The organism is Aeribacillus sp. FSL K6-1121, from assembly GCF_038003725.1.
Lineage (GTDB): Bacteria > Bacillota > Bacilli > Bacillales > Aeribacillaceae > Aeribacillus > Aeribacillus composti.
In genome coordinates this window covers 2,184,417-2,211,256 of the sequence record NZ_JBBOPS010000001.1, presented here as the reverse complement: position 1 = coordinate 2,211,256, position 26,840 = coordinate 2,184,417, and the positions used below count along the sequence as shown (strand labels likewise).

General features: G+C 38.2%; 28 protein-coding genes, 1 pseudogene and 1 riboswitch. Of the genes and pseudogenes, 20 read left to right on the top strand and 9 right to left on the bottom strand.

The annotated features are described in order from the left end of the window. The first annotated feature begins 9 nt into the window (after window positions 1-9). The 5 genes and pseudogenes from leuS (at window position 10) to NSQ61_RS20300 (ending at window position 5,763) form a co-directional block, all read left to right on the top strand. Entirely contained in the window at window positions 10-2,424 is a 2,415-nt protein-coding gene (gene leuS / locus NSQ61_RS10715) for a leucine--tRNA ligase (RefSeq protein ID WP_094245290.1), read from the top strand. A gap of 30 nt (window positions 2,425-2,454) precedes the next feature. After that, the gene (locus tag NSQ61_RS10710; protein WP_339194573.1) at window positions 2,455-2,775 is read left to right on the top strand and encodes a rhodanese-like domain-containing protein; all 321 of its coding nucleotides are present in this window, start codon (window positions 2,455-2,457) and stop codon (window positions 2,773-2,775) included. Between the two features lie 213 nt (window positions 2,776-2,988). Next, window positions 2,989-3,174 (top strand): sporulation protein Cse60, encoded by a 186-nt coding sequence (locus tag NSQ61_RS10705; protein WP_063386586.1) that lies wholly within the window; start codon window positions 2,989-2,991, stop codon window positions 3,172-3,174. 505 nt (window positions 3,175-3,679) lie between these two features. Beyond that, window positions 3,680-4,255: pseudogene (locus NSQ61_RS10700) on the top strand (NAD(P)-binding protein); the annotation flags it as partial. Window positions 4,256-5,601: 1,346 nt separating this feature from the next. Continuing rightward, the gene (locus NSQ61_RS20300; RefSeq protein WP_157727917.1) at window positions 5,602-5,763 is read left to right on the top strand and encodes an IS3 family transposase; all 162 of its coding nucleotides are present in this window, start codon (window positions 5,602-5,604) and stop codon (window positions 5,761-5,763) included. A 43-nt stretch (window positions 5,764-5,806) separates the two neighbouring features. Here NSQ61_RS20300 and NSQ61_RS10695 read toward each other — a convergent pair whose 3' ends face one another. Beyond that, the gene (locus tag NSQ61_RS10695) at window positions 5,807-7,081 is read right to left on the bottom strand and encodes a BaiN/RdsA family NAD(P)/FAD-dependent oxidoreductase (RefSeq protein ID WP_340806956.1); all 1,275 of its coding nucleotides are present in this window, start codon (window positions 7,079-7,081) and stop codon (window positions 5,807-5,809) included. Between the two features lie 208 nt (window positions 7,082-7,289). Between NSQ61_RS10695 and NSQ61_RS10690 the strand changes: the two genes are divergently transcribed. Both NSQ61_RS10690 and NSQ61_RS10685 read left to right on the top strand, forming a co-directional pair. Further along, window positions 7,290-8,903 carry a putative polysaccharide biosynthesis protein gene (locus NSQ61_RS10690; RefSeq protein ID WP_066249479.1) on the top strand — a complete coding sequence of 538 codons (1,614 nt, stop codon included), beginning with the start codon at window positions 7,290-7,292 and terminating at the stop codon, window positions 8,901-8,903. Window positions 8,904-8,908: 5 nt separating this feature from the next. Further along, window positions 8,909-9,655, top strand: coding sequence for a pseudouridine synthase (locus NSQ61_RS10685; RefSeq protein ID WP_339194583.1), 747 nt, complete (start codon window positions 8,909-8,911; stop codon window positions 9,653-9,655). Window positions 9,656-9,834: 179 nt separating this feature from the next. On the opposite strand, the gene NSQ61_RS10680 is transcribed toward NSQ61_RS10685, so the two are convergent. After that, the gene (locus NSQ61_RS10680) at window positions 9,835-10,056 is read right to left on the bottom strand and encodes a DeoR family transcriptional regulator (protein ID WP_063386591.1); all 222 of its coding nucleotides are present in this window, start codon (window positions 10,054-10,056) and stop codon (window positions 9,835-9,837) included. Between the two features lie 905 nt (window positions 10,057-10,961). Between NSQ61_RS10680 and NSQ61_RS10675 the strand changes: the two genes are divergently transcribed. The 4 genes from NSQ61_RS10675 to NSQ61_RS10660 all read left to right on the top strand — a co-directional run bounded on the left by NSQ61_RS10675 (window position 10,962) and on the right by NSQ61_RS10660 (window position 13,956). Then, the gene (locus tag NSQ61_RS10675; protein ID WP_340806227.1) at window positions 10,962-12,077 is read left to right on the top strand and encodes an IS4 family transposase; all 1,116 of its coding nucleotides are present in this window, start codon (window positions 10,962-10,964) and stop codon (window positions 12,075-12,077) included. 205 nt (window positions 12,078-12,282) lie between these two features. Beyond that, window positions 12,283-12,678: a hypothetical protein gene (locus NSQ61_RS10670; RefSeq protein ID WP_339229484.1), complete on the top strand. Its 396-nt coding sequence runs from the start codon at window positions 12,283-12,285 to the stop codon at window positions 12,676-12,678. Continuing rightward, window positions 12,641-13,171, top strand: coding sequence for a hypothetical protein (locus NSQ61_RS10665; RefSeq protein WP_339229482.1), 531 nt, complete (start codon window positions 12,641-12,643; stop codon window positions 13,169-13,171). The genes NSQ61_RS10670 and NSQ61_RS10665 overlap by 38 nt, the downstream gene beginning before the upstream one ends. Before the next feature lie 14 nt (window positions 13,172-13,185). Continuing rightward, the gene (locus NSQ61_RS10660) at window positions 13,186-13,956 is read left to right on the top strand and encodes a trypsin-like serine peptidase (protein WP_144596680.1); all 771 of its coding nucleotides are present in this window, start codon (window positions 13,186-13,188) and stop codon (window positions 13,954-13,956) included. Between the two features lie 536 nt (window positions 13,957-14,492). On the opposite strand, the gene NSQ61_RS10655 is transcribed toward NSQ61_RS10660, so the two are convergent. Next, entirely contained in the window at window positions 14,493-15,794 is a 1,302-nt protein-coding gene (locus tag NSQ61_RS10655) for an NCS2 family permease (RefSeq protein WP_063386600.1), read from the bottom strand. Window positions 15,795-15,954: 160 nt separating this feature from the next. On the opposite strand from NSQ61_RS10655, the gene pepV reads away from it, so the two are divergent. After that, window positions 15,955-17,349, top strand: coding sequence for a dipeptidase PepV (pepV, locus tag NSQ61_RS10650; RefSeq protein ID WP_327855817.1), 1,395 nt, complete (start codon window positions 15,955-15,957; stop codon window positions 17,347-17,349). 7 nt (window positions 17,350-17,356) lie between these two features. Here the strand turns inward: pepV and NSQ61_RS10645 are convergent, their stop codons facing one another. From NSQ61_RS10645 to cysK, 3 genes are all read right to left on the bottom strand, one after another. Then, window positions 17,357-17,671 (bottom strand): DMT family transporter, encoded by a 315-nt coding sequence (locus NSQ61_RS10645; RefSeq protein ID WP_063386602.1) that lies wholly within the window; start codon window positions 17,669-17,671, stop codon window positions 17,357-17,359. Continuing rightward, window positions 17,668-18,006, bottom strand: a complete 339-nt coding sequence (locus NSQ61_RS10640) for a DMT family transporter (protein ID WP_130157146.1) — start codon at window positions 18,004-18,006, stop codon at window positions 17,668-17,670. Before NSQ61_RS10640 ends, NSQ61_RS10645 begins: the two co-directional genes overlap by 4 nt. A gap of 57 nt (window positions 18,007-18,063) precedes the next feature. Next, window positions 18,064-18,164, bottom strand: a riboswitch (guanidine-I (ykkC/yxkD leader). A gap of 52 nt (window positions 18,165-18,216) precedes the next feature. Continuing rightward, window positions 18,217-19,149 (bottom strand): cysteine synthase A, encoded by a 933-nt coding sequence (cysK, locus tag NSQ61_RS10635; protein WP_063386604.1) that lies wholly within the window; start codon window positions 19,147-19,149, stop codon window positions 18,217-18,219. Window positions 19,150-19,275: 126 nt separating this feature from the next. Here cysK and thpR point away from each other — a divergent pair, with 126 nt between their 5' ends. The 5 genes from thpR (at window position 19,276) to NSQ61_RS10610 (ending at window position 22,710) form a co-directional block, all read left to right on the top strand. Next, window positions 19,276-19,830 (top strand): RNA 2',3'-cyclic phosphodiesterase, encoded by a 555-nt coding sequence (gene thpR, locus NSQ61_RS10630; RefSeq protein ID WP_063386605.1) that lies wholly within the window; start codon window positions 19,276-19,278, stop codon window positions 19,828-19,830. Between the two features lie 24 nt (window positions 19,831-19,854). Then, window positions 19,855-20,232, top strand: a complete 378-nt coding sequence (locus NSQ61_RS10625; RefSeq protein WP_311067008.1) for a CidA/LrgA family protein — start codon at window positions 19,855-19,857, stop codon at window positions 20,230-20,232. A 9-nt stretch (window positions 20,233-20,241) separates the two neighbouring features. Beyond that, window positions 20,242-20,928, top strand: a complete 687-nt coding sequence (locus tag NSQ61_RS10620; protein WP_339229478.1) for an LrgB family protein — start codon at window positions 20,242-20,244, stop codon at window positions 20,926-20,928. Window positions 20,929-20,952: 24 nt separating this feature from the next. Next, the gene (locus tag NSQ61_RS10615) at window positions 20,953-21,717 is read left to right on the top strand and encodes an NERD domain-containing protein (protein WP_340806948.1); all 765 of its coding nucleotides are present in this window, start codon (window positions 20,953-20,955) and stop codon (window positions 21,715-21,717) included. A 198-nt stretch (window positions 21,718-21,915) separates the two neighbouring features. Continuing rightward, window positions 21,916-22,710, top strand: coding sequence for a phosphotransferase family protein (locus NSQ61_RS10610; RefSeq protein WP_340808102.1), 795 nt, complete (start codon window positions 21,916-21,918; stop codon window positions 22,708-22,710). Here the strand turns inward: NSQ61_RS10610 and NSQ61_RS10605 are convergent. Beyond that, window positions 22,694-22,972 (bottom strand): YtzH-like family protein, encoded by a 279-nt coding sequence (locus NSQ61_RS10605; protein ID WP_063386609.1) that lies wholly within the window; start codon window positions 22,970-22,972, stop codon window positions 22,694-22,696. The genes NSQ61_RS10610 and NSQ61_RS10605 overlap by 17 nt on opposite strands. A 118-nt stretch (window positions 22,973-23,090) precedes the next feature. Here NSQ61_RS10605 and trmB point away from each other — a divergent pair, with 118 nt between their 5' ends. Further along, window positions 23,091-23,732: a tRNA (guanosine(46)-N7)-methyltransferase TrmB gene (trmB, locus tag NSQ61_RS10600; RefSeq protein ID WP_063386610.1), complete on the top strand. Its 642-nt coding sequence runs from the start codon at window positions 23,091-23,093 to the stop codon at window positions 23,730-23,732. Window positions 23,733-23,851: 119 nt separating this feature from the next. Here trmB and NSQ61_RS10595 read toward each other — a convergent pair whose 3' ends face one another. Together NSQ61_RS10595 and NSQ61_RS10590 are read right to left on the bottom strand one after the other, a co-directional pair. After that, a complete protein-coding gene (locus NSQ61_RS10595) occupies window positions 23,852-24,634 on the bottom strand; it encodes an arginase family protein (RefSeq protein ID WP_339211130.1) in 783 nt (260 codons plus the stop codon). Between the two features lie 49 nt (window positions 24,635-24,683). After that, window positions 24,684-24,998, bottom strand: a complete 315-nt coding sequence (locus NSQ61_RS10590) for a PepSY domain-containing protein (protein WP_063386612.1) — start codon at window positions 24,996-24,998, stop codon at window positions 24,684-24,686. 145 nt (window positions 24,999-25,143) lie between these two features. Here NSQ61_RS10590 and NSQ61_RS10585 point away from each other — a divergent pair, with 145 nt between their 5' ends. After that, window positions 25,144-26,217 carry a M42 family metallopeptidase gene (locus NSQ61_RS10585; protein ID WP_063386613.1) on the top strand — a complete coding sequence of 358 codons (1,074 nt, stop codon included), beginning with the start codon at window positions 25,144-25,146 and terminating at the stop codon, window positions 26,215-26,217. Window positions 26,218-26,241: 24 nt separating this feature from the next. Continuing rightward, entirely contained in the window at window positions 26,242-26,763 is a 522-nt protein-coding gene (locus NSQ61_RS10580) for a DUF84 family protein (RefSeq protein ID WP_340806946.1), read from the top strand. The last annotated feature ends 77 nt before the right edge of the window (window positions 26,764-26,840 follow it).

The following is a 26,840-nucleotide window of genomic DNA, read 5'->3' as shown; positions in this document are numbered from 1 at the left end:
GATTTTTACATGTCTTACAACCATCGTGAGATTGAGAAAAAATGGCAAGATTATTGGCTAAAAAACAAAACATTTAAAACAGAGGATGATTCCGATAAACCGAAGTTTTATGCATTGGATATGTTTCCGTATCCTTCGGGAGCTGGTCTTCATGTAGGCCATCCTGAAGGTTATACGGCAACCGACATTTTGGCGCGAATGAAACGGATGCAAGGATACAATGTTCTCCATCCGATGGGATGGGATGCATTTGGACTTCCGGCTGAGCAATATGCTTTAGATACCGGCAACGATCCTGCGGAATTTACGAAAAAAAATATTGATAATTTTCGCAGACAAATTCAATCACTAGGATTTTCCTATGATTGGGATCGGGAAGTAAATACAACTGATCCAGAATATTACAAATGGACGCAATGGATCTTCTTAAAACTTTATGAAAAAGGACTTGCTTACATTGATGAAGTGCCCGTCAACTGGTGCCCGGCACTCGGAACTGTTCTTGCAAATGAAGAGGTCATCGACGGAAAAAGCGAACGGGGAGGACATCCTGTTGAACGCCGTCCGATGAAACAATGGGTGTTAAAAATCACCGAATATGCTGACAGGCTGCTGGAAGATTTAGAAGAGCTTGATTGGCCGGAAAGCATAAAGGAAATGCAGCGAAATTGGATCGGCCGGTCGGAAGGTGCGGAAGTTCATTTTACAGTCGATGGAACTGATAAAACCTTTACTGTTTTTACTACTCGTCCTGATACGCTTTTCGGTGCTACGTATACAGTGCTTGCGCCTGAACATCCGCTTGTGAAAGAAATTACAACCGAGGAACAAAAAGAAGCGGTGGAAGCCTATTTAGATCAAATTAAAAGTAAAAGCGATCTCGAAAGAACGGACTTGGCGAAGGAAAAAACAGGCGTGTTTACCGGAGCCTATGCTGTAAATCCTGCCAATGGAGAAAGATTGCCGATTTGGATTGCCGATTATGTTTTAATGAGCTATGGTACAGGTGCGATCATGGCCGTGCCTGCCCACGATGAACGGGACTATGAATTTGCGAAAAAATTTGACCTGCCGATTAAAGAGGTTGTCGCTGGAGGAAACATCGAACAAGAAGCTTATACAGGAGACGGCGAGCATGTAAATTCCGACTTTTTGAACGGATTGAATAAAGAAGAAGCAATTGAAGCGATGATCAAATGGCTGGAGGAAAACAAAAAAGGACAAAGAAAAGTGACATACCGTCTCCGAGACTGGTTGTTCAGCCGTCAACGTTATTGGGGTGAACCGATTCCGATCATCCATTGGGAAGACGGCACGATCACAGCTGTTCCTGAAGAGGAGCTGCCGTTAGTGCTTCCGGAAACAGATGAAATTAGACCTTCGGGAACCGGTGAGTCACCTTTAGCGAATATTGAGGATTGGGTGAATGTCGTTGACCCGAAAACAGGCAAAAAAGGGCGGCGCGAAACAAACACAATGCCTCAATGGGCGGGAAGCTGCTGGTACTATTTGCGCTATATTGACCCGCACAATTCAGAACAATTAGCTGATCCTGAAAAATTGAAAAAATGGCTGCCTGTGGACATTTATATCGGCGGGGCTGAGCATGCTGTTTTACACTTGCTGTATGCACGTTTCTGGCATAAATTTTTATACGATATCGGAGTAGTTCCGACGAAAGAACCGTTCCAAAAATTGTTTAACCAAGGAATGATCCTCGGCGAAAACAATGAAAAGATGAGCAAATCAAAAGGAAATGTCGTCAATCCTGATGAAATCGTTGAAAGCCACGGAGCGGATACTCTCCGTTTATATGAAATGTTCATGGGTCCGCTTGATGCATCCATTGCATGGTCAACAAAAGGACTCGACGGCGCAAGAAGGTTTTTAGATCGTGTATGGCGGCTGTTTGTAATGGAAAATGGCGAGTTGAATCCGAAAATCGTCGATGAACCGTCTCAAGAGCTTGAACGCATTTATCACCAAACAGTGAAAAAGGTAACGGAGGATTATGAAAATCTGCATTTTAACACAGCTATTTCGCAACTGATGGTATTTATTAATGAAGCTTATAAAGCGACAATTCTTCCGAAAGAATATATGGAAGGCTTTGTAAAGCTTTTATCGCCGGTTGCTCCGCATATTTGCGAAGAGCTTTGGGAAAAACTCGGCCATTCTGAAACGATTGCTTATGAATCGTGGCCGGCATGGGATGAATCAAAGCTTGTCGAAGATGAAGTGGAAATTGTCATTCAAATCAACGGAAAAGTGCGGGCAAAGCTGCTTGTACCAAACGATGCTTCTAAAGAGGAAATGGAAAAAATCGCGATGGATGATGAAAAAATAAAAGAACAGCTTGAAGGCAAAACCGTTCGTAAAGTGATTGCTGTTCCTGGCAAGCTTGTCAACATCGTAGCCAATTAAGCTTGAATATCAATGAAAGGATGGCCATTCATGGTAAAAGAAATCACACCAAATGATCTCAAAACGAAGCTTGAAAACGGCGAAAAATTAGACATTATTGATGTCCGCGAGGAAGAAGAAGTAGAAGAAGGCATGATTCCACAAGCAAAACATATTCCGATGGGAGAAATCCCGGACCGCATTGAAGAATTTGATAAAGAAAAGGAATATATTTTCGTCTGCCGCTCAGGAAGAAGAAGTGAAAATGTTTGTTTATATTTACAGGATATTGGTTTTAATGTCATCAATATGGTTGGCGGAATGCTCGAATGGACAGGGGAAACCAAACCGAAGAGCGAGATAAAAAAATAAGTGGAAAAACCGCGCTTAAGTAGGCGCGGTTTTTTCCTTATAAAGGAAGATTAGCGTGGCAAAACAGTAAACCATACCGCATGTAATACCCTCAAAATCCCCATAAAAACTGCCGACATGAGCAAATCTTTTCCCTTTATTAAAAGTGTCATATTTGTACAAGCATAAAAGTATATTGGAAGCAACGAGATAAATAAAGGGAGTGTGAAGAAATTGAGCTATAAAGTCGCCATTTTTGACGAAGAGCATGAAAAAGATTTAGAAGAGGAAGTGAACGCTTTTTTAACTGCGCTTCCAAGTCAAAAATATATCGACATAAAATATCATGTAGCGGTAACATGCGATCAAAAAGGTGAACAAATTTACTGTTTTTCAGCGATGATTATTTACAAAGAATAAGAAGACTTTCACATTAATAATGAAAAGTCTATTATATTTAGTAAGAATGTAAACAGAATTAGACGTGAAGCGCAGGTTGATTGTAATTTTAGAGAATCTTCGTCAATGCATCAATGTTCGCATGCGCTCCAAGCAGTTGCTATGCCCAGTGGATCTTGAAAGCTTATAAGCACTGATCCAGATAGGAAACACTTTATAAATTGTACCTGATGTGAGAAAGTCAAATAAAACTGAAATGATCGCCATCGTTTTGCAGGATGGAAGACGGACTAACTCATGAAAAAGCTTTTTAAAACAAGCTTTGGACCCGCTTGAAAATCCTTGTTTATGGGGAATCTAGGTCTTTTTTTATTGGAAAAAAGATTTCAATGCCGTTCCGAAGCGACTGCACGAAAAAAAGGATGGCCAATTTTTTGAAGTTATCCTAGAACCTTTTGATTTGAAAGGAAAAAACGCTTCGCATCAACCAGAAATTGTAAGCGCTAAGACAAAAAAGGGTGATCATATGTATTACAGCGCAATATTGAATATGAAAGGAAAAAAGACAGTCGTTGTCGGCGGAGGGAAGGTAGCGGAAAGAAAAATAAAAGCTTTGCTCGATGCATGTGCTGATATAACGGTTGTCAGTCCCGATCTATCAGATCATCTTCTTCGAATGCATCAAGAAAAAAAAATATCGTGGAAACAAAAAACGTTTGAAAAAGACGATGTAAACGGTGCGTTTCTAGTCATTGCGGCAACGAATGAAAGGGAAGTTAATGAGCAGGTCTACCAGTCATGTGAAGCACATCAGCTGATCAATGTAGTGGATGCACCTGAAAAAAGCAATATCATTATGCCGGCAACATTTAAAAGGGGCGATTTAATCATCAGTGTATCAACGAGCGGGAAAGTTCCGGGGCTCGCCAGAAAATTAAAAAATAGTTTGGCAGAGCAGTTTGATGAACATTTTGCTGACTATGTTGAATTTTTAAAGGAAGGTCGAAAACGTGTCTTAGAAGAAATCAACGACCCAGAGCAAAAAAGGATGGTTTTACATCAATTATTAGACAAGAGCTTTTTAGAAGCTTCAAATGAAGAACGGCATAAGCAGCTGGAAATGCTTTTGAATGCGAACAGGTCTAGCGAATAGCTAAACCGGATCGCACATGGCCGTTCAACGGGATAGCGATTTGTGCAAAAAAAGAAGCGCCCCCAAAAGTCAGCTGCCCAGTTCATAAAAAACGTTCTTTCTGTAAAATTGGGCTTGTCACCTCACATTTTACTAGATAGGACGTTTTTTTGTGTGTTTTTTAAAAAAAAGAGTAAGTTATCCTGACTTTTTAGACAAACCCATCAATTTATGTGCTTTGAATGAAAAAGGTAAGGTTTAAAAATGCAATTTGATACTATGCCATCCAAAACATTCCATTTAATACCATGACATTAAATGCGGATTAATTAGGTTCTTTAGTTATAACTGTTATTGTCACTAAAACTAAGATGGAAATTATAAATAAACCAATTGTAATAAAGGTATCTTTGAATAAAAAACTAGTGAATGCTGTCCATAATAATATTCCTATTGATAGAACTAACATTGGTTTAAAATTTTTAATCTTAACTAAATAATACAAAAGGAAAAATATCGGATATGTGTATCCAAGGAAAATTAGGGCATTTATTCTATCAGTCTGTATAGATAAATCAAAAGATGTGATTAACATAAAAATCGGAATACTAAACACTGCTAATAATACGGATTTGTTACTATTCATTAGAATTATCCTCTTTTCATATTAAAATATACCATTATTATACTATTTTGAGGCAAAAAATGTTAAATATGTATTTTTTTGATATTATACTATTGTATTTAAAAATATAAGAGGAGGAAGATGAAATGAAGTTCAAAGTAATCTCTTTACTGACCATTTACTTTTTTACTTCTCGGAACTGTATTACCTCACTTTGCCTCTGCTTCTACTTCTACTCAAAATCAGGGTAAACATGAACAGAACTCTCATCAACGTTTTTATAATAACCTTTTTCTCTTTACGAATGACAGATTGTATCCATCTAACCCCAACATGCGCAGATAACATTTTAAATCGTGAATTTACAGCCAGTAAACCGAATGAAAAATGGATAACGAATGTGATAGAACTAAAATATGGTTCTTCAAAGAAAGCTTATTTAAGTGTTATTTTAGACCTTTGATGGTTCTATTGTTAGCTATGTATTTAGCAATCTAATAATAATAAGCTAGTGTTTTACACGTTAGTCAAAGAAATTCCTTCTATTTGTGGTAAACATTATTTACTATATAGTGATCGAGGATTTCAATTTACTTCACATGGATTTAAAGGAAGGATTGATCAAGTAGGGTTAACACATAATATGTCTCGTGTTGGACGATGTATAGAATAATGGTCCAATGGCATCCTTTTGGGGAACAGTAAATGTGAAAAATATTATTTACATAAGTACGATACATTTGAAGAGCTAAAGAATGCGATTGACGAATACATCCAATTTTACAATTACCATCTTTATCAAGAAAAATTAAACGGTCTCAGTCCTTTGGAATATAGAGCCAAGACCGCTTAGATCAACTTTTATTATTTCCACTAACTACTTGATAGGAGGCAGTTCAACTTATCGGTTCGCCCTTTTCTACGTAACGGCTTGCGTACAAGCCTGCCAGCCGTCCGGTTACGAGCGCAGCCGTGATGTTGTAGCCGCCCGTGTAGCCGTGAATATCCAATATTTCGCCGCAAAAATAAAGCCCGTTCATTAGTTTAGAGGCCATCGTCTTTGGATCGATTTCCTTTATAGAAACGCCTCCGCCGGTCACAAACGCTTTTTCGATTGGGAGCGTGCCGTTTGCTTCGAAGCGGAAATCTTTCACTAAGCGGACAAATTGGCGCAGCTTATCTTTTGAAAGCTGGGAATATGTCATCGAATGATCGATTTCGGATTCCTCCAGCAAAAATAGCAAATATCGTTCAGGCAAGAGACCTTTTAATACATTTTTAACAGCCTTTTTCGGTTCGCCTTTCAATTTAAGCAAAATATGCTGAAAAAGATTTTCTTCATTTTCAGTAGGAAAAGCGTCAATTGACAACGTCACCGTTTTTTCTTTTTTCAATTGTTTTACAACAAATTGGCTGCATCTTAGTGCAGCTGGACCTGATACGCCAAAATGGGTAAAAATAAAATCCATTTTGTGCGTAATAATTGGTCTGTCCTTTTGATTCAACACACTTAAAGCCGCATCTCTTAACGACAGGCCTTGCAATTGTTTTGTTCGGATAAACGGTTCATTCGAAGTAATCGGCACTTCAGTTGGAAATAATTCCGTCACAGTATGACCGGCTTTTTTTGCCCACACGTATCCGTCTCCAGTACTTCCGGTATGAGGGACAGATTTTCCTCCTACAGCTACGATAACAGCTTTGGCAGGAATAAAGGTTTTATTTTTCAACCAGATTCCTTTTACTTTGCTTTCACTGTATTCGATGTTTTCAACCGGATGATTTGTTTTAATTGTAACGTTCAGCCTTTTCAGTTCGGAAAGTAGCGCATTGACTACGTCTTGAGCTCTGTTTGATACTGGAAACATCCGGCCATGGTCTTCCTCTTTTAAACGAACTCCAAGGTTTTCGAAAAAGCGTATAATGTCTTCATTATTAAATTGCGAAAAAGCGCCATACAAAAATCGTCCGTTGCCGGGAATATTTTTGATAATTTCTTCAATTGACCGGCGATTTGTTACATTGCACCGTCCGCCACCGGAGATCGCCAGCTTTCTTCCTAATTTTTCTCCTTTATCGACTAACAGCACGTTCGCTCCGTTTTCAGCGGCGGCGATGGCGGCCATCAATCCAGATGGTCCCCCTCCAATTACTGCTACATCATAATTCATATTCTCACAACCTTTAAGAAGTTGATGTTGCTTGTCCAATTTATTCGTACTTTTAGATTGATCCTAGTTTCGTCTACATCCTAGTCTTATATCATTATAAAAAGATGAATTTTTGAATTCAATGAGTGATGACTATATCTTAGTTCCTAGTGAATGTGGTAAAATGTTATAGTTGAAAATTTTTGTTAGAAACAATGGTGAGCAAAAGATGTCGGATAAATTATTAAGAGGGACGTTTATTTTAACATTAGGTACATATATTTCAAGGATTTTAGGAATGATTTATGTCATTCCGTTTTTCGCGTTGGTTGGAGAAACGGGAAGTGCTTTGTATCAATATGGATATGTTCCGTATACGATTTTTTTAAGCATTGCGACAATGGGATTTCCTATGGCCATTTCAAAATTTGTCGCAAAATATAATTCCATTGGTGATTACGAGACAAGCCGCAGAATGTTTCGATCTGGGATGCTGTTTATGCTTCTTGGAGGAATTTTCACTTGTTTTATTTTATTTGTGACTGCGCCTTTCTTTGCGGAACACCAGCTTGGCCAACAGGAGCTGCAAGGTGTGACAGTTGAGGATGTCACATATGTTATACGAATGGTCAGCCTTGCGCTTATAGTTGTTCCGATCATGAGTTTAATACGAGGTTTTTTTCAAGGGCATCAGTCAATGGGCCCGACGTCCGTTTCCCAAGTAATAGAACAGCTAGTGCGCATCATTTTTTTGCTTGTTTCCAGCTATATCATTTTAAAAGTATTACATGGCGATATCATTACAGCGGTGGGTTATGCGACATTTGCCGCCTTTGTTGGCGCCATCGGCGGGCTGTTCGTCCTTTTTTTGTATTGGATGAAAAGAAAAAATTCCTTATTGGCGATGCAGGAGAACAAAATTGAACCTTCCGGCATTTCCACGAAGCAAATGTTTCTCGAGGTGTTCAGGTATGCCGGTCCGTTTGTATTTGTCGGACTAGCTATTCCTTTATATCAATTTGTCGATTCTTTTACGTTTAATAAAGCTATGATTCAGGCGGGAGAAGGCGAAAGAGCGCAAGAATTATATGCCATGGTCAATTTTTTAGTGAATAAAATTGTCATGATTCCTGTTTCTTTAGCAACTGCTTTTGGCTTAACGCTCGTGCCGGCCATTACAAATGCGTTCACGAATCAAAACTTTCCGTTTGTTAGAAGACAAATTGACCAAGCGTTTCAAACATTAATGTTTCTCGTTCTCCCTGCATCCATTGGGATCATTATTCTTTCCGAACCAATCTACATGTTTTTTTATAATGACAATGAAACAGGTGCGAGCATTTTAGCTGCCTATGCACCGATCGCTTTGCTTTTTTCTTATTTCACTGTTTCAGCCGCCATTTTGCAGGGGATTAATAAACAAAAATTGGCTGTCATCAGCCTTGCATTCGGTCTTCTGCTAAAAATTTGTTTAAACAGCTGGCTTATCACGCAGTTTGGTGCATACGGTTCGATTATGGCAACTGCGATCGGGTTTCTTGGCTCGCTCATATACGGATTAATGATGATTCGCCGTCATACAGGCTACTCGTATAAAAGATTTTGGAAAAGAACAATATTTACGGGAATTTTGGTCATCTGTATGTCAATTGTCGTTGTAGCGTTTTCCTCTCTCTTTACTGTCTTTTTTGATTACCATGCAAGTAAAACAAATGCCGCCATCATGGTTGGAATTGCTGCATTATTAGGAGCAGGCTCGTATTTTTGGCTGGCTAAGCAATCAGGATTCCTAAAAGTTATTTTTGGAACTAGATTTTTAAGTAAGAGGAAGGAAAGGGGGTAGATAATATGCGTATTGATAAACTATTAGCACATGCTGGCTACGGCAGCAGAAAAGAAGTAAAAAAGCTGCTAAAGGAACGGGCCGTTCATGTTAATGGAGAAGTGGTGACGGATCCGAAAACAAATGTCGACCCGAATAAACAAGAAATCATCATTAACGGTGAACAGGTGTTGTACAAAGAACATGTTTATTTCATGATGAACAAGCCAGCTGGTTTTTTATCTGCTACAGAAGACAACGTCCAAAAGACTGTGGTCGATTTGCTTGATCCGGAAGATCTTCGCTATAATCCCTTTCCTGTCGGCAGGCTTGACAAAGATACCGAAGGGCTATTGCTGTTAACATCGGACGGACAGCTTGCCCATCAATTAACATCGCCCAAGAAAAATGTTCCTAAAAAATATTTTGCGGAAGTTATTGGTCTAGTGGCAGAGGAAGATGTCGAGCGGTTCAAAGCAGGTGTAAAACTTGATGACGGTTATGTTACAAAGCCTGCCTTGCTTGAAATTATTAAGGCAGACGACATTTCTGAAGTTTTTGTCACCATAACGGAGGGGAAATACCATCAAATTAAGCGGATGTTTTCTGCTGTCGGAAAAAAAGTGAAATATTTAAAACGAATCCAAATGGGAACGCTTGAACTAGATCAAACATTGCAAACAGGGGAATATCGAGAACTGACAAAAGAAGAATTAGAACAACTGCGATCGATTCAAGGGCAGCCGGGCGATTCAGCCGATTTTCCTTTGTAGTTTGAAAAACGTTCAAATTGAACTTCCGTTTTTTAAAAAGGCGGACAAACTGGCGCCGAAAAAGGTGGAAATTGCTTGCAACAGCAGACAAAAAGGGGCTGAGACCAAAAGTTATGTAACTTTTGGATCAGCCCCATATATGTATGTGAACGAATAACCAAATTTTCTTTTTTTAGTAGCTAGGATGACATCTTGACCTTCTTGTTAGTTGTTGCCCATTTTCCTCTTGCAGGACTGTGCACTAAATCGTTATATGCTAACACGTTTAAATCCCTCTGAATCGTTCTGGGGGTAATACCAAATTCATCGACAAGCTCTTGAGTTGTTACTGTACCCCTTTCATGAATGAACATGTAGACGGATTTGATTCGGGTTAGCATACGGTTTGTTGAAGGTTTCAAAAAACCACTCCCTATCATTTAATGCATCGAAATCACAAACCTACATACTCTTCAATGTCCATGCATTAGATGTCAAACTCCTAAAGTGGTACAATTCCATTATACACAATTTACATGTAAACTTTCCAGTGTGTTCATAAAATTCACATAATATTTACAATACTTACCTCTCATAGGCCGATTTAACAGCTTGAACTGACCCCAGTCGAATAGACAAATAGTGAAGTGATGATTCCTTCAACTAAAAAAATTCAATTGGTGATTAGAAAGCTTGATGAATGCAAAAAAACCCACCGTTGGAGTTTTCAAAAATCTACAAATTATCTTTTTCTTAAATATCTTTGTCTAAGCAATACAGATGCAAATAAAAAACGTTGTATGAACAAAGGAAAATTTTTGCTGTCAAAATTGATGATCATAAAAAAGATGAAAGGAACTGACCTTACAAATGTTGGGAATCTTATGCATAAAAATACTTCAATGATGATATATTTCTTTTTTCTACTTAGATAACATTTACAGTAAGAGTACAAATAAAATGTAACATTGTTGTCTAGGAAAAATGTGCGTTTGGCATAGAAGAACGAACACGATAAGCCCTATTAAGATGGTGAAACTTTCTCGAACAATCTCGATACGTGTTACGATATAAGTATAGATTTTTATTGAGATAGGAGGATATGGATAAAGAGATGAATTGGCAGTATTAATGTTGTGCTATTAGAAAAATATTTACATTATTGGTATTATATGTTATAATTTCAGCACTAGCATTGCAGTAATTAAATCTGATGATTCAAAATACTAAGAATGTTCAATTTTTTATTGATTTCGAAACAAAAAAATCCTTTACAATGGAAGTACAGGTGGTTCCTGTCCAAATCCAATCGTAAAGGATAACCATTATGGACAAGAATACACTAATTTCATCATTTGGTAAATGGGTTTCACCCATAAATATTCAAAAACTTAGCGAACAAGTCAAAGAATTGAAACAGGACTATTACACAAAAAAGCTGACAACAGAAGCCTATATTAAACTTTTATTGGTAGCCCAGCTGCTCGAATTTACGAGCTTAGAGGAAATGAGTGATGCACTTGTAGACGAAGATCTTCAAAAAGCACTCGGATTTGAATCGATAAGTGCCTCTCAGCTATCCCGAAAAAACAATCAGATCAACCCACTAATTCTTGCAAATTTGTTCTTGGATCTTGTTTGGAAAATTCAACGGCACCATTATCAAAACGGAAAGAATATGCCACTGAAAATCATTGATTCAAGTACACTCCCGTTGAATTTGACCCATTATAAATGGGCAAAATTCCGTAAAACAAAAGCTGGTGTAAAGCTACACTTACGGCTCGTTTTCATGGATAAAGACACCGTCTATCCTGAAAAAGCAGTGATTACGACAGCAAAAGAACATGACCGAAATCAACTCGAAGTCCTAGTGGATGATCAAGAAGCCATGTATGTGTTTGACCGCGGTTATGTGGACTATGAACGTTTTGATCGGATGACAGATGATGGCTATTTCTTCGTTTCAAGACTGAAGAAAAACGCAGTCATTCGTGAAGTCTATACATTTTCACTTCCTGATGATTGTCACGTTCTATCCGATAAAATGGTCTACATTGGTACCACACAAAATCGTACTGAAAATGTCTTTCGTCTACTAGAAGTTACGGACACAAAAGGGAACTTACTTCGTTTCATCACCAACCGATTTGATTTAAAACCAGAAGAGATAAGTGATATTTACCGATCTCGCTGGGCTATTGAGCTCTTTTTCAAATGGCTCAAGCAACACGTGGAAATTAAGCACTTTTATGGGATGAGTGAAACAGCTATTCAAAATCAAATTTTCTTAGCCCTTATCACGTATTGCTTACATGTTCTCATTCAATTGGAGATGAAAAGTAAGAAATCTCTACTTCGAATTACTCGTTGGTTAAAGAGAGCTCTGTGGAAACCAGCTTATGTTTGGTTGCGAAAATTTGATGGGCGAGCCAGTCCATAATCTCCCTTTTGTCGTTGTCCCTCTGGTTTAACTGTATATATTTACCAAATGGGCAGTGCCACCTTTCTTTAGGTTTTGTCTTTTTGGCACAAATTCACAAAAATTAATTAACAGAAAATTCTAACTATATTTATGCAATGCTAATGTAATTTCAGGTAAAAATAATATAGAATTTTTAAAATTTTAAAAAGAAAGGGGGAAGAAAATGAAAATTATGAAATCGAAAGTGTTACCTGCAGTAATAAGTCTTAGTATATTAATCTTAGGAATTGGACCAATAGGAGCATCGGCAGCTACTCATAGTAAGACAACTAAAATAGCAACATCTAAAGTAGTGAAAGATTCAGTCGATGAAGAAGCTAAATTAAAAGTTCTTGCATCAATATTAAGAGCAGGTGGATGGGTACTTGAGAAAGCTCTCGCACCTTTAAGCAAATCAGCAGCTAATAAAATAAAAAAATATCGATTAAAAATAGCCGATGGACTGGAAAAAGCAGAAAAAACAACAGAAAGCGGAATATCTAAAGGTCTTCAAAAAGCTGGTATACCAAAAGATGTTGCAGATGATATTGCTAAAATTATCGTTTCATTTCTATTATAAACTTAAGAATAAGGAGGGAGCAGAACAGTCAACTGTTCTGCTTTTAATTGTTGACATGAAAAAAGATTTTTTTTTAGTTCCTATATTTATAGTAATTGTTTTAATTATCATTATATGTTTCATAATGGGTTTACAGTATGTAGCGAGTATAATTGTTAGTTTCGAGTTTTTAAGTTTTTATGGACCAATATTTTTATCTTTGAATGTACTTGCTGGATTTATCTTACTTATTCCTTTAAGTATCTTATTGGAAACTATTGTTAATTATACGGGGTTTAATAAAATTGGAGGAATTTTCATCGTTCACATAATCGAGTTATCATTATTTATTTTTTATATGAAAATTACAGTACCACGAATGGATATTGTTAAATTCTATTCTGATACAGAGATAATTTTTTATACAATTATGTATTTTGGTTTTTTGGGAATTGGAACAATTGGGAAAATGATAGAAAGAGAAGATAAGCAATCCCAAAATACAAATAAGTGAAAGGAATTTAAAAAATGAAAAATAGTCGATGTTTTTTTATTTTAAAATTTACTATTCTATTTATTTTTCTCTTTAATAACAATATTAATGCGGGTGCTAAAGAAGGAAACATTAATACAATCATTACTCCTTTTTCAATTATTGGGAAAGATGAACGATCTGAAGTAGAAAATTCAGAAAAAAAACCCTACTCATCTATTTCTTTCATATACTCTCTTGACTCAATCTGTACAGGAACGATTATTGACGATGATAAGGTTTTGACCGCAGCCCATTGTGTATATAATCCAGACACAAAACAGTTTTATAGAAATAGTACAATATATCCAGGAGTAAATAAGGATGAATTTCCTTTTGAATCTGCAGATTCTATAGAATATATTGTTCCAGAACCATATATTCATTCAGGGAATTCTAAATTTGATTATGCCATTATCAAATTAGATAAACCCATTGGGCAAAACATAGAAAAGTTGGATATTAAAAATATTAAGTATACCAAAGGAAAGCCTATTAAAGTTATTGGCTATCCAGTTGATAAACTGGAGGAAACTGGTACAGTCTCACAATATGAAATGAATGGAAGGGTATTGAGCGAAGATATCTTTAATCTTTATTATGATATAGATACGACATCAGGTCAATCGGGATCTCCGATTTTAAATAGTAAAAATGAAGTGATAGGAATACATATAGGAAGTTACAGAACGAATGGCTTAAATGGAGGAATTAAGGTAAATAAGGTAATGAAAAATTTTATAAATAAAAATTTAGAAGAAAAATAGGAAGGGAATAAAAAAATTGCAAATAAAGGTACTGTCAAGAATTTTGTGTAACGTTCAATAGAATATCTCAGATTATGCTTTATTCGGTAATAAAGTCATTTATCTCTTCTGATCCCCTTACACACTTACAAATTTATGGACGTTCCTTTTCTTGTTCACCTACACCTCATACCGTTACGATCATGATGATATTTTAACTGTGGCTGCCTAAAAAGTCGTTTGTAAGGATTATTGACAATCCTATCGACGTTTATGACTTAATAGGACTTGAATTTCTAGATAAACCCTTATGATGATTAATGCTCCACAAATTTAATAGTTCGTTCCAACTATATAGAGGTGCAGCCTGCGTCCAATCTTAATACATGGAAAGACACTTTAGAATGGATGACATACATAGAAAAACTCCCCTTAAGGCAAAACAGATTGCTCTACCTTAAGGGGTGCATATCAGCTTAGAGAGGCATCTCCAATTTCAAAAGCCCGATATCCATTTTTTATTTTTAATAGATTTTCCTTTTGGGAAAGCCTCTTAATTAATGACCTCCCAGGAAAAAGAGCTGGATGAAAAATAGTACGGCGAAAATGTACAAAAATGGATGAACCTCTTTCCATTTTCCTTTCATGACTTTCATGAGAGGATAAGAGATAAATCCGAGCGCAATTCCAGTTGCAATACTTGATGTAAGCGGCATGCTTAAAATGACTAAAAAGGCCGGAAATGCTTCATCAATTTCTTTCCAATTAATTTCGGCAATTGAGCCCATCATTAAGCTTCCAACTATAATTAACGCAGGTGCTGTAATCGCTGAAATGCCGGACACAGCTGCAACGATCGGACTGAAAAATGCAGCAACACCAAACAATACGGCAACGGTTAAAGTTGTCAAACCAGTTCTACCGCCAGCAGCTACTCCTGAAGAAGACTCAATGTAAGCACTCGTCGGAGTTGTTCCGAGCATAGCGCCTGCTGTTGCTGCTATTGAGTCAGCTAGAAGGGCTTTGCGTGCGTTCGGCATTTCATCCCCTTTCATTAAACCTGCTTGTTTGGCAACGCCGATCATTGTTCCAGTTGTGTCAAAAATGGTCACTAATAAAAAGGAAAAGACGACTGCAAATAAACCATGTTGAATCACATCCCCAATTGCATCAATCGGGTTGGCGATTATAATGCCTTCCGGCAGTTTTGGAATTGAAACAATTCCTTGGTCAAACGATAATTGTCCGGTAAAAAATGCGATGATACCGGTACAAATCATTCCGATAAAAAGTGCACCATGAACATTCAAGCTCATTAAGATAAGAGTTATAGCAAGGCCGACAAGAGCGAGAACGACGGAAGGAGAATGCAGATCCCCAAGAGTCACTAAATTTTGCGGATGATCGGTGATCAGCCCGGTCAATCTTAGTCCGATAAACGCAATAAATAAACCGATGCCGGCGGTAATTCCATTTTTTAAATTGCTTGGAATGGCTTCGATTATTTGTTTACGAAACGGAGTTAGCGAAAGAATAATAAACAGGATGCCTGCAAGAAATACTGCTGAAAAGGCAATTTCATAATTAACTTTTTCCGCCCCAACAACAGTATAGGCAAAATATGCGTTCATTCCCATACCTGGAGCGATCGCTATCGGATAATTTGCCGAAAGCGCCATCCATAAAGTACCGATGATCGTGGCAACAACTGTCGCTGTAAACACTTGATCAAACGGAACGCCTGCTTCCGATAAGATAATTGGGTTGACAACAACGATATATACCATTGTTAAAAAGGTGGTTAAACCGGCAATAATTTCAGTTTTAACATTTGTTCCGTGTTCTTTTAGTTTAAACATATGATACCTCCAATTAAATACGAACATTTTATAAAAACATATATATAATATTCGTTTTTTGACTTTTTTGCAAGAAGACAACCACATTTTTTTTGCTGAAAAAAAAGAGAATCTTTATGTTACACTTAAATAATAAGAGAAAGAAAGGATCGAACGTATCATGAACTGGATGGATGAAGTGTTAAAAAGAAAAGAAGAAATTATTTTAGAAACACAAAAATTTCTACAAATCAAAAGTGTGCTCGATGAAAAAACAAAACAAATTGGAGCACCGTTTGGCAAAGGAATTAAGCAAGCGTTAGAACATCTTTTGCAAAAAGGGGAAAAAGACGGGTTTCAAGTCAAAAATTTAGACGGATATGCCGGTCATATTGAAATGGGAAAAGGAAAGGAAATCGTCGGCGTCCTCTGCCATGTTGATGTCGTGCCAGAAGGGGACGGCTGGTCATTTGATCCTTACGGCGCAACGATCCATGATGGGAAAATATATGCCCGCGGTGCGTTGGATGATAAAGGGCCGACGATGGCAGTATACTACGCCATGAAAATTGTAAAAGAATTAGGTCTTCCGTTATCTAAGCGGGTGAGAATGATCATTGGCACTGATGAAGAAAGTGACTGGCGCTGTGTCGATCATTACTTTAAGCATGAAGAAATGCCTGACATCGGATTTGCGCCAGATGCTGATTTTCCAATTATTCATGCAGAAAAAGGGATAATCGATGCAGTGTTTTCGGTGAACAGCGTGAATAAACATGCAGCAGGAAAATATGTGTTAAAAAGCTTTTCTTCCGGCAGACGGTTTAACATGGTTCCTGATTTTGCGAAAGCTGTGCTTGGAAATGTCCAAAATTTCTCAGAGGTTGAAAAAAGCTTTAAGCAATTTTTATCAGCATCACAATTAAAAGGTCGAATGTATCAAAATGAAGAAGGTGCAGTCGCCGAGCTTGAAGGGATATCCGCTCATGCGATGGAACCTGATAACGGAAAAAATGCCGGGATTTATTTGGCGAATTTTTTGTCAGCATTGCCGCTGGATGGCGAAGGAAAAGGCTTTGTTGATTGGATTAATCGTTATTTTTATCAAGATACAAGAGGGAAAAAGCTGGATATCTCAACACAAGATGAAGTAAGCGGTGAGTTAACGGTGAATGTCGGAATTATTCATTACGAAAAGGGGAAAGAGAAAACCGTTAGCATTAATATCCGCTATCCTGTAACAAAAAAAGGGAGCGAGATTAAAGAAAAACTAGAAAAAATAGCTGGTTGCCAGCTTATTCACTTTTCCGATTCAGCTCCCCATTACGTAGAACAAAATCATCCGCTTATTCAAACATTGAAAAAAGTGTATGAAGAGCAAACAGGGCAAAAAGCGGAGCTCATCTCCATCGGCGGCGGCACTTATGCCAGATCTCTCAAGGCAGGAATCGCCTTTGGTCCGTTGTTTCCGGGAAGGGAAGATATCGCTCATCAAAAAGACGAATACATTTATATCGAAGACCTGTTAAAAGCGACAGCCATCTACGCTCAAGCGATTTATGAATTAGCCAAATAAGTGTCCTTTAGTCTACTAGCTTCAGACCAATAACAGAAACAATAATTAAGGCGATAAATGTTATTCTCCATTTGTCTTTCGGTTCATCGAATACATACATGCCGACGAGCGTGCTGCCGACAGTGCCGATACCTGTCCAGACTGCATAGGCAATGCTCATCGGAATTTCATTCATCGAAAGCGATAAAAAATATAAGCTTAAAATAAATCCGCCAATTAGCATAAAGAAGGATGAGAAGCTTGGCGACGTGTTCACTTTTGTTAATCCTGTTACGCCGATGACTTCGCAGCATCCTGCAATAATTAAAAATATCCAGCTCAAGATTTGTCACCTTCTTTTGCTTCCAATTTGCTTGTTTGATATTTCAGCCCGATGATTCCGCAAATTAGCGACAAAATAAATACCATTTTCATCGGGCTGAAATGGGCGTCGAATAAAATAATCTCACATAAAATTGTTCCTAAAGTGCCGAGTCCGACAAATATTGTATATACCGTTCCTGTCGGCAATTTTTTAGTTAAATAAAGAAGCAGCAAAAAACTTATGCAAATAGAGATCACGGTTAGCATCCATTCCAAAACATTGTCTGAGTGCTTTAAGCCGATGACCCACGCCACTTCAAAAATAGCCGAAACAACGATTAAAAACCAATTCATAAACAAATTCCCCCTTTCCATCACAATCAAAAAAGCCTGCGAGAAACCATAAGGTCATTCTCCCAGGCTTTTATCCTTCCGTGTACACAGCAATTTGTGCGTTTTCTCTCGGACCAGTCCAAGCGAACGGCACTTGCGGAACCCTAGAAAACTTTACATAATTAGATTCAATTATCTCACAGAAACAGCAAGAAGGCAATTTATAAACGGTTATTCAAATAAGAACAAATCGCTTGATAAATAGCGTTCGCCTGTATCAGCCGTCATGCACACGACAACATCATCAGGAGATAATCTTTTTGCAACTTGAATTGCGGCAAAACATGCAGCACCTGATGAAGGTCCCACTAATATAGCTTCTTCCTTGGCGAGTCTGCGGGTGATTTCGTACGCTTCATCGTCCTTCACTTTGTGTATTTCATCATAAATGTTCGTGTTTAATGTTTTAGGGATAAAGCCAGGACTTGTTCCGACAAGTTTATGCTTGCCAGGACTGCCCCCGGATAAAACAGGTGACCCAGCAGGCTCGACAACGTGAATGGTCATCTCAGGAAAATATTTTTTTAACGTTTCTCCCGTGCCGGTGATTGTTCCTCCTGTTCCAGACGTTGCAACAAAAGCGGAAAGCGGTTTTCCTATTTCTTTCATTGCTTCGACAATTTCTAAAGCTGTTGTTTTCCGGTGGGCATCTGGGTTGGCAGGGTTTTCAAACTGCATCGGTATGAAGCTGTTCGGTATTTCCTTTACCAGTTCTTGCGCCTTTTTAATCGCACCGGGCATTTTCTCGTCCCCAGGCGTTAATACAACTTCAGCTCCGTATGCTTTCAGCAAATTGATCCGTTCTTCTGTCATGGTGTCCGGCATGACAATAATTGCCCGATATCCTTTGGCGGCCGCATTCATGGCGAGCCCAATGCCAGTGTTGCCGCTTGTCGGTTCAATAATTGTAGCTCCCGGTTTTAACAAACCTTGTTTTTCAGCTTCTACGATCATATTATAAGCAGCTCTGTCCTTAACGCTGCGGGTAGGATTAAAATACTCAAGCTTTACATAAATATCTGCGCCGTTTTTCGGGCTAATTCTGTTTAATTTGACTAATGGAGTTTCTCCTATTAAATCAGCGATATTATGAACTACGCGCATTCAAAACACTTCCTTTTGATATAGTCCATCCATATCATATCATAATTTATACGGACAGAAAAACTCGGATATACAAAGAATGCGCAGTTTTTGCTACAATATGTTCGAAAGTGAGGATAGAAAAAAATGCAAAAACATTATTTTCTTGCATTGGATGTTCCGATTGAAACGGCAAAAAGTATTACAAAATGGATATCAGCGAATCAAGATCGGTGGCACTTTTCGCGTTACGTCCATCCTTTTGACTATCATGTAACATTAGTGTTTTTAGGGAATGTTGATGCAAAGAGGCTTGCTTTGCTGTCAGAAAGCTTGCTTGAGCCCTGCCGGAAAATTCCGTCTTTTTCACTTGAACTTTCAGAGGCAGGAATTTTTGGGAAACGGGAACATCCGCGAATTTTATGGGTAGGCGTGAAAGAAAACGAGTTATTATACCAGTTGCGAAATGAAGTTTATAATACGTGCAAAGCTTTCGATTTCTCTTTAGATGAACGTCCGTTTAGACCTCATATTACTGTCGCCAGAAAATGGGAAGGACAGCTTTCATTTTCCTTGGAGGAGAAAAGCGCCCCATATTTGTTAAACGAACATTTTCATGTGGGTTCTGTTACTTTATTCCAAACGAATATTGACCAAACGCCTAAATATGAAGCGATCAAACAAATTCCTCTTGGAGGATAATGAGAGGAGTAAGGGGTAAAAAAATTGAAAATATTTAATTTGATATGGCAAATAGGTTTATTGTATGTCATTTATGTTATTGGCACGTTCCTTCAAAAATTGTTTCATTTAATGATTCCAGGAAGCATTATAGGCATGTTGATTCTTTTCGCTCTTTTGCATTACGAGCCTTTTCAAAATTTAGTGAAAGACGGGTGCTCTTTTTTAGTCAAGCATCTTGCCCTTTTATTTATTCCTGCGACAGTTGGGGTGATGGAATATTTTTCGCTGTTCCAATCAAAAGGTATCTTGACAGTATTCATTGTCATTATTAGCACGGTGCTGGTGATGTCCATTTCATCTTTCGTCAGCCAGATGACCGCTGCCAAAAAAAAAGCAGGCTGCTGGGCAGAATGGGAGTGATCAAAGCTTATGAAAATAATAGTCTCCATCTTAATGATACTTGCTACAGTGCTGATTTATTGGCTAATGGTTAAATTGTACAATAAAATCCATATTCCATTATTAGTTCCGATTGCCACTTCAACATTTGTCATCATTAGTTTATTGATTACATTTCATATTTCGTATCATACGTACATGTATGGAGGAAAATGGATTGATGAGCTTCTAGGCCCTGCCGTAGTCGCGCTGGCATTCCCGCTGTACAAGCATCGATCAACATTGAAAAAGTACGCTGTATCAATTGTTTTGAGCGTTGTCGTCGGCACGATTATCGGGCTGTGTTCAGGAATTATGATGGCTGTTTTATTCGGAATAGATAAGGAACTGATTCTTTCGCTTGCGCCCAAATCGGTCACTTCGCCGGTAGCTATGGATATCACAGACATAATTGGAGGTAATCCTACCCTTGCTGCAGTTTATGTCATGATAGCAGGAATATTTGGTGCGATGTTTGGACCTTATTTATTGAAATTACTTCGCATAAATCATCCAATTGCTATTGGGATCGGATATGGTACAGCTTCCCACGGAATTGGCACAGCGAGGGCAGCAGAATACGGCAGTCTGGAAGGAGCAATCGGTTCGATTTCGATGACGTTAAGCGCTATATTTGCTTCCATTATCTGCCCGTACGTTGTTCAGCTATTTTTGTAGAGATAAAGAGGAGATGACGCGATCTTGGCTCAGTTGATTAAAATGGAGGATTATATATCAAGGTATGAAATAGATCTAAATCGTTATGCCAATCAATTTATCCGCTTGAAAAAACAACAGTGGGAAGAAATTAAAAAAAGGTTTGAGAGTATCCAATTTGCTCATTCAACCTTAGATAGTGAAAAACAATTGTTTTTAGATCGGATTTTCAACTCCCAGCTTGTATGGGCAAGCTCTACCATTCGGGAAATTTCCCCGATGGATGAAGCTTTTGAAAAGGATTCGCTGCTCAAATATTTTTTGCAGCGGTTTCCTGACACTTATTTTGTCATGTATTATCCGGTTTTTCTTATTAAAAAAGCCTCTGTCCAAGGAGAAATTATCATCATTCGGCCAACAGATATCGTATGCCTTACCGCATTAGAATATAAAGAAAACAACGTATTAATCGGTACAAAACAGAAATTTTGGCTGAAACGGGACGATCAAGGCGAGAAAAAAATATTATCTCCCATTATCGGATTGGAGCGGACAGCAAATATAGTAAAACAGATTTTATCAAATGCGGAGGTTGACTTTCCAATTCGAAAAATATTATTAAACAGAACGGGATATATACATGCTTCAGAGCTGCCGGCAGATATTGAAATAATTGATGTGAGAAGCTACGACGACTGGTTTCAAAATATGCGGCGCCAGCCTTCTCCTTTTAAAAATGTGCAACTAAAAGCTGGAAAGGCTCTTTTAGCATCATGTGCAACAAATGCGGTAAAACGATTTAATGAATGAATTTTTTGAAAATGTTCGATTACATGTTGTTCTTTATGGAAGTATGAGGGTATGTTTTTACTTTTTCTTGACGAAAAAGACTGTTAGAAGATAAAATTTATTATGGATAGCTATTGGAAACATCTCATTCAATTCAATAGCTGTCTTTTTTATTGCGCAGGGTGAATCTACTAACGAAATGTGGGCTTGAAATTGAAGGTGAATTGGTTGGAAGACGTATTAGGTAGCGATTGGGAAATATCTCCGGCAGGAGGAGCGACAGGAGAAGCCTTTTATGCTGAAAAAAATGGAAAAAAACTGTTCTTAAAACGCAATTCTTCGCCGTTTTTAGCTGTTTTGTCAGCGGAAGGAATTGTTCCTAAGCTCGTTTGGACGAAAAGAATGGAAAACGGTGATGTGATTACGGCGCAGCATTGGCTAAACGGGCGCGGTTTAAAACCGAAAGATATGAAAAACGAGCACGTTGCGGAGCTCCTAAAGAAAATCCATCGGTCGTATGAACTACTTGATATGTTAAAACGTTTAGGAAAAGAGCCGCTCTCGCCTGAAACGCTGCTCGAAAATGTAAAAAAAGCAGCGAATTTGGAGCTTTTGGAGCTTTCGGTTATTCGACAAGCACTATGTTATTTGGAACAAAACGTGACAGAGGTGCAGCATAAAGAAGCTGTTGTTTGCCATTGTGATATTCATCATAACAACTGGCTTTTATCTGAGGACAACCAATTGTATTTAATCGATTGGGATGGAGCAATGATTGCCGATCCGGCGATTGATTTAGGAATGCTGTTATATACTTACATTCATGAAAGTGAATGGGATGAATGGCTGAAAAAATACGGAGCTGATTTAACGGACGATTTAAAAGTTCGCATGCATTGGTATATGTTAGCTCAAGTCATTTTGTCCATCTCTTTTTTGAGAAAGAAAAACAATGAAAAAGAAATGGCGGAGCAGCTGGAATTTTTAAATGCTTTGCTTAGGAAAGGGCATTGATATCCTCAAGCCATTGAGTCAACTGCCCTTGATGTGAGGCGATAAAATCGGTTATATCGCTGGAATTTTTCCCGTTTTGGCAATAAGTATATATTGTTTCAAGCGATTGCTTTAACTGATCATTAACTTCAGCATTGGCCATTAATGACCGAATGAGGCGCTCTAATTGCTCATATTCCGCTACTGATCCGCAGCATTCACTTTCATGTTCAGATAAAATATCTTTCAGAAGCATCAGTTGATCACGATAATTCAATTGCATTCATTCTCACCCCATTTCTTTATTGATTAGAATATACATCATTTCGATTTCTATACAATAAAGAGCCGTTCAGTATACGGCTCTTTTGACATAGTAAAAAAATAAACAGAGGTGGAATATGCGTTTAAGAAATAAGCCTTGGGCCGGAGATTTTTTAAGAAATCATCCCCAATTTGTTATACAGCAGCCTTTTGAATGGAAAGGGAAATGGAACGATTTGTTCGGGAATGAGCATCCCGTTCATATAGAAGTCGGCACCGGCAAAGGACAGTTTATTGTCGGTATGGGGAAGCAAAATCCGCATATTAATTATATCGGCATTGAGCTTCAGGAAAGCGTCCTCGTCTCGGCTTTAAAAAAATTAAAAGAAGAGGAACTTCCGAATGTAAAGCTTATGAACGTAAATGCGAGCCAGTTAGCTGAAATTTTTGCGAAAGGCGAGGTTGAGCGAATCTATTTAAATTTTTCAGATCCTTGGCCAAAAAAACGCCATGCGAAGCGGCGCTTGACACATCATTCCTTTCTTTCCATTTTTGAGAGCATTTTAGCTGATGAAGGTGAAATTCATTTTAAAACGGATAACCAAAGGCTGTTTGAATATTCGCTTGTCAGTTTTTCCGAATACGGATTTTTATTGAAATGGGTAAGTTTAGATCTTCACCAAAGTGATTTTACAGACAATGTAATGACGGAATACGAAGAGAAATTTTCCAAAAAAGGACAAAAGATTTATAGGGCGGAAGTGAAATTGCGAAAGTGAAAATTCGGTAAAGACAAACATCCCTGCACGATAGTGTGCGGGATGTTTTTTTGATAAAAAATGGAATCTTCGAGGGATGAATCTTCTGCACTCTTCAGTCTTTTGCTTAAGCAAAAACTTTAGGCGAATTGATTTGTTTCGTACACGTGAGGATTCCGTAAGCACATTTTTAAAATGTTCAGATTTATCGTTTCATTTTTATTCGTCATTCGATCTTCGAGAAAAGAGAAAGCCAGTCTTTTACGCGGCGCCTCGCCGCAAACATCGAGGCCGATCACTTTTTTTTCATTTAATATTGTCCGCAAATAAAAAAGCAATGTCGCAGCACTCATTGTACCTTGGTCCCAGTTTGTCACCGCCTCCCCTTTTTTTAAAACATCTTTGTCGATGCTAATATAAACAAAATCATTTTGTATTTGTTGAATTTGTTGTAAAATATACGGATGATTTTCAGGTGTATACGGGATGACCTTGACTTTTTCTATTTCTTGTTTTTCTGTCCATTTTGGACCGATGATAATGGCTTTTGTTAAAAAAGGATTGTCTTTTAGCGCAAAAGATAACCATGAGCCGCAAGAAATTGGCATGTTCCTCCCGATTGCAGAATCGTCTAAGTCTGTATGATGGTCAAATAGAAGAAGGGTAAACGGAAGTTTTATTTCATTCAACAGGAGATATGTAACATAGTGATAATCGCCGCTGCCGATGAACGTAATTCCTTTTTGCTTGCGGCTCAACAGCTTTCTTTTTATTACTTTTAACGATTGTCCGTCACAAAACAGCCGGGTTCCTTCTAAATCAGTGAAATCAATGCATTCGTGAGAATACGATTGTAATTTTCTTTGATAATGGTATGTTTCATCAAAATGTAAAATCGTCACACCTTTTTTAACAATCCCCATTTTTTTCACTCCCCAAAGAGACAAAGAAATTTGTTTTCTCTGTTTCTTGTTAAGAGGAAAGCTGATTTACATGTAAAATGGTTCCGCTCGATGCATCGACAATAACTTCAAACTGTTCAGTTTTCCCTTTATAAAAACGGCTGATTCCTGCCTCATACACTTTATAAGATATATCATTTTTTTCATAATCTTGCGGGATGGTGTAAATCCAGGATCCGTTGATCGGGCCTTTTTGTTTAAAAGCTTTTTTCACCGATTCAAGTGCTTTTTCCGGCGAAAGAAACGGCTTTTTATATTCGTTTTTTAATACATATCCGACGGCAATCCCTGCTGCGAAGCCGATCAGGAAATTTTTCCATTTCACAATCTTCCCTCCTTAAACAATTTACTATTAGTATAACGCAGTTTTGTTACATTTGTGGAATATACATTCATCATTCGCTAAAATAAGTTTATACATATTTTGTGTACGTGATGGTCTAAATTAAGCTAAAGAAGGGGATATAAACATGAACAACGAAACGTTGGATTTATTTAAAACATTAACAGAGCTGCCGGGTGCATCAGGCAATGAACACGCTGTTCGCTCATTTATGCGCAAAGAGCTAGAAAAATATGCAGATGAGATCGTTCAAGACAAACTCGGCAGCATTTTTGGAGTGAAAAAAGGCAGTGAGGATGGACCAACTATAATGGTTGCAGGCCATATGGACGAGGTAGGCTTTATGGTCACATCTATTACAGAAAATGGAATGATCCGCTTTCAGCCGCTGGGAGGATGGTGGAGTCAGGTTTTGCTGGCGCAGCGCGTGCAAATTATAACTGAACGCGGTCCGGTGATCGGCGTGATCGCATCCATCCCTCCGCATTTGCTCAATGAGGAAGTTCGGAAAAAGCCGATGGAGATTAAAAATATGCTGATTGATATCGGCGCTGATAATCGCTCAGATGCGGAAGCCATAGGAATCAAGCCAGGACAGCAAATTGTTCCGGTCTGCCCGTTTACGCCGATGGCTAATTCGAAAAAAATTTTGGCAAAAGCTTGGGACAACAGGTATGGATGCGGGCTGGCCATTGAGCTGTTGAAAGAAGTGAAAGATGAAACATTGCCAAACGTTTTGTATTCTGGAGCGACTGTCCAGGAAGAAGTAGGGTTAAGGGGAGCGCAAACGGCCGCCAATTTGATTAAGCCGGACATCTTTTTTGCATTGGATGCGAGTCCTGCCAACGACATGAGCGGGGACAAAAACGAATTTGGTCAGCTTGGAAAAGGAGTTCTGCTGAGAATTTATGATCGGACAATGGTCACTCATCGGGGAATGCGGGAATTTATTCTTGACACAGCTGAAACAAACAATATTCCATATCAATATTTTACATCCCAAGGCGGAACAGATGCAGGCCGAGTACATATTTCTGGCAGCGGTGTGCCTTCAGCGGTAATCGGAATATGCGCCCGATATATTCATACTCATGCTTCGATGATCCATGTCGATGATTATTTAGCAGCAAAAGAATTGCTTGTGAAGCTCATAAAAGCTTGCGATCGATCCACTGTTGAAAAGATTAAGCAAAACGTTTAACATAAAACATTCCGGAGGGAAAAAATGAATGTCGCAATCGGATCGAAAAACCCGGCGAAAATCAATGCGGTGAAGGAGACCTTTTCTCTTTTGGAAGAGAAGAACATGGAATTCATCTCAGTTGATGTTCCATCCGGGGTTTCAACACAGCCATTTTCCGATGAGGAAACATTGCAGGGGGCATTAAATCGGGCAAAAAATGTCTTTGAAAAAGTTAAACCGGATCTTTCGGTTGGTCTTGAGGGGGGTGTGGATGTTACACCTCGCGGATTGTTTTTATGCAATTGGGGTGCATTAATTGATAAAGATGGAAATGAATATATTGCTGGAGGGGCGAGAATCCCGCTCCCGAATGAATTTCTTGAGCCGTTGAAAAAAGGCTTGGAGCTTGGAGATGTAATGGATGCATATGCGAAAAAAAGAAATGTGAGACATCGAGAAGGAGCAATCGGAATCTTTACAAACGGCTTTATCGACCGGAAAGAAATGTTTGCACATATCATGAAGCTGTTAATAGGACAATATCAATTTTCCAAAAAAAATTAACTTTGATCGGCTCAGGCATGCGAGTTAGTAGCTTTTTTTGCTGAGATTTGTTACGATGCCAATGAAAAAAGATAAAA

Coding starts and splice junctions, on each gene's coding strand:
- leuS (WP_094245290.1), top strand. CDS start 10: ATGTCTTACAACCATCGTGAGATTGAGAAAAAATGGCAAGATTATTGG.
- NSQ61_RS10710 (WP_339194573.1), top strand. CDS start 2,455: ATGGTAAAAGAAATCACACCAAATGATCTCAAAACGAAGCTTGAAAAC.
- NSQ61_RS10695 (WP_340806956.1), bottom strand. CDS start 7,081: ATGAATTATGATGTAGCAGTAATTGGAGGGGGACCATCTGGATTGATG.
- NSQ61_RS10690 (WP_066249479.1), top strand. CDS start 7,290: ATGTCGGATAAATTATTAAGAGGGACGTTTATTTTAACATTAGGTACA.
- NSQ61_RS10685 (WP_339194583.1), top strand. CDS start 8,909: ATGCGTATTGATAAACTATTAGCACATGCTGGCTACGGCAGCAGAAAA.
- NSQ61_RS10675 (WP_340806227.1), top strand. CDS start 10,962: ATGGACAAGAATACACTAATTTCATCATTTGGTAAATGGGTTTCACCC.
- NSQ61_RS10670 (WP_339229484.1), top strand. CDS start 12,283: ATGAAAATTATGAAATCGAAAGTGTTACCTGCAGTAATAAGTCTTAGT.
- NSQ61_RS10665 (WP_339229482.1), top strand. CDS start 12,641: ATGATATTGCTAAAATTATCGTTTCATTTCTATTATAAACTTAAGAAT.
- NSQ61_RS10660 (WP_144596680.1), top strand. CDS start 13,186: ATGAAAAATAGTCGATGTTTTTTTATTTTAAAATTTACTATTCTATTT.
- NSQ61_RS10655 (WP_063386600.1), bottom strand. CDS start 15,794: ATGTTTAAACTAAAAGAACACGGAACAAATGTTAAAACTGAAATTATT.
- pepV (WP_327855817.1), top strand. CDS start 15,955: ATGAACTGGATGGATGAAGTGTTAAAAAGAAAAGAAGAAATTATTTTA.
- NSQ61_RS10640 (WP_130157146.1), bottom strand. CDS start 18,006: ATGAATTGGTTTTTAATCGTTGTTTCGGCTATTTTTGAAGTGGCGTGG.
- cysK (WP_063386604.1), bottom strand. CDS start 19,149: ATGCGCGTAGTTCATAATATCGCTGATTTAATAGGAGAAACTCCATTA.
- thpR (WP_063386605.1), top strand. CDS start 19,276: ATGCAAAAACATTATTTTCTTGCATTGGATGTTCCGATTGAAACGGCA.
- NSQ61_RS10620 (WP_339229478.1), top strand. CDS start 20,242: ATGAAAATAATAGTCTCCATCTTAATGATACTTGCTACAGTGCTGATT.
- NSQ61_RS10605 (WP_063386609.1), bottom strand. CDS start 22,972: ATGCAATTGAATTATCGTGATCAACTGATGCTTCTGAAAGATATTTTA.
- trmB (WP_063386610.1), top strand. CDS start 23,091: ATGCGTTTAAGAAATAAGCCTTGGGCCGGAGATTTTTTAAGAAATCAT.
- NSQ61_RS10595 (WP_339211130.1), bottom strand. CDS start 24,634: ATGGGGATTGTTAAAAAAGGTGTGACGATTTTACATTTTGATGAAACA.
- NSQ61_RS10585 (WP_063386613.1), top strand. CDS start 25,144: ATGAACAACGAAACGTTGGATTTATTTAAAACATTAACAGAGCTGCCG.
- NSQ61_RS10580 (WP_340806946.1), top strand. CDS start 26,242: ATGAATGTCGCAATCGGATCGAAAAACCCGGCGAAAATCAATGCGGTG.